Annotated in this window: 1 protein-coding gene; it reads right to left on the bottom strand. The window is 45.1% G+C overall.

The genetic code is table 11. From position 1 onward, the window contains the following. Positions 1 to 777, bottom strand: a 777-nt coding sequence (locus tag CVN76_RS06155; protein ID WP_100530611.1) for a FecCD family ABC transporter permease, incomplete at its 3' end; no start/stop codon positions are given. Positions 778 to 844 lie beyond the last annotated feature (67 nt).

Genomic DNA, 844 nt, shown 5'->3' with positions numbered 1-844 from the left:
CAGCAGGACCGCAATCATTCCTATAAGCTTCACGATTCCGGTATTTTGCCCAAGTCCTTTTGCCACCTCTTCCCCTAAACTAAGAATGGAAATGGAGCGGGAAAGAACCAAAGCTACCAATATCCCCACCACTATAAATGGAAGCGTAAATAAAACATGCTGTGGCTGCACACTTGAAACCCCTCCGGCAAACCAATAGCTGATATCTTTTGAAATATTGAATTTGATCCCGACCGCAGTTGAAAGCGAGCTAAGCAAGGATGCTATCGCCGAGCCGGCGAGTGCGAGCTTGACAGGCGTTATGCCGCCCCTTGAATACGATGTGATTCCGAAAACCAATGCTGCGCCCAACCCTGCACCGGCAAAAGAGAACATCATTAAGCCCAGATACGTTATACCCGGCATGACCACAAGCGCAATCGCAATGAAAAACGATGATCCGGCGGTTACTCCCAGTATGGAAGGATCAGCCAATGGATTTCTCGTCATTCCCTGCATGATTGCCCCTGAGACTGCTAACGCAGCTCCTACACACACTGCAGCGATTGCCCGCGGAAATCTTAATTGGCGAATGATCGTATGAGCGGGATTGTCTTCATCAAATTGAAATAATGCATTATATACATCACGATAGCTCAAATCGGCGGCACCGAGATTGATTGAAGCAATAATCGAAACGAGTAAGCATGCAAGGCCCACTATCATGATGACCAAGCTGGTTACTCTATTTTTATATGTATTTAGCGGTACCTTGTCGATTTTTGTTTTTGAATTCATCTGTACAACTACTCTCCAGAGGGATTATCCCTAAAAAATAACGATTGACAATGAATGATTTCTATAT

This window comes from Bacillus sp. mrc49 (genome assembly GCF_002803435.1).
This window is presented reverse-complemented; position numbering and strand designations above follow the sequence as displayed.